General features: G+C 26.7%; 2 protein-coding genes. Both read right to left on the bottom strand.

Annotated elements, in window-relative coordinates; genetic code table 11:
- The coding region (locus ACF91D_RS31230; protein WP_392438622.1) for a hypothetical protein at positions 1-280 on the bottom strand (280 nt) is incomplete at its 3' end.
- A 20-nt stretch (positions 281-300) separates the two neighbouring features.
- The coding region (locus ACF91D_RS31225) for a sugar phosphate nucleotidyltransferase (protein WP_392438621.1) at positions 301-663 on the bottom strand (363 nt) is incomplete at its 5' end.

Here is a 663-nt window from a genome sequence, read left to right as displayed (position 1 = left end):
CAGGTATAATAACACTCATTTTAAAGTCGTATGATTCATATAATAACTCATTTAAGCTAATGATTTTAATATCCATTTTTTCAAATACATTTAAATCATTTAAGCTTTCAAAATTAATTATTAGGTCAAACTTTTCATTGAACTCACTACTATTAATTTTATATTTTGAATTTGTATTATTAGCGATGATAATCTTTCTATCATTGTTTTCCAACATACTCGATATTTGTTCTAGCTCCTTAGCAGAGGAAAAAGTCCCATATATTAAAACTGTATCCATTTTATGTCTCCTTATATTTTTTATATTAATTTATTTATGGATTTAATAAATTCTGTAATTTCTTTTTTCATATAATCATCATTTAAAGCAAATTGTATTGTGGTTTTAACAAACCCTATTTTTTCACCTACATCATAACGTTCACCTTCAAAATTATAAGCGTATACACAATCTTCAGAATTTAAATGTTCAATTGCATCTGTTAATTGTATTTCACCGCCTGTGCCAATTTCTTGACTCTCTAAATAATCAAATATATCTGGTTTTAGTACGTAGCGTCCCATTATCGCTAAATTGGAAGGGGCAGTACCAATTTCTGGTTTTTCTACAAATTTATTTACACTAAACAACTCATTGTACGATTCTTTAGGATCAATAATACC

The sequence above is a fragment of the Staphylococcus sp. 231237_7MaSpsaltlick genome, from assembly GCF_043107035.1.
The sequence above is the reverse complement of the archived record's forward strand: the minus strand, read 5'-3'. Positions and strand labels throughout refer to the sequence as shown.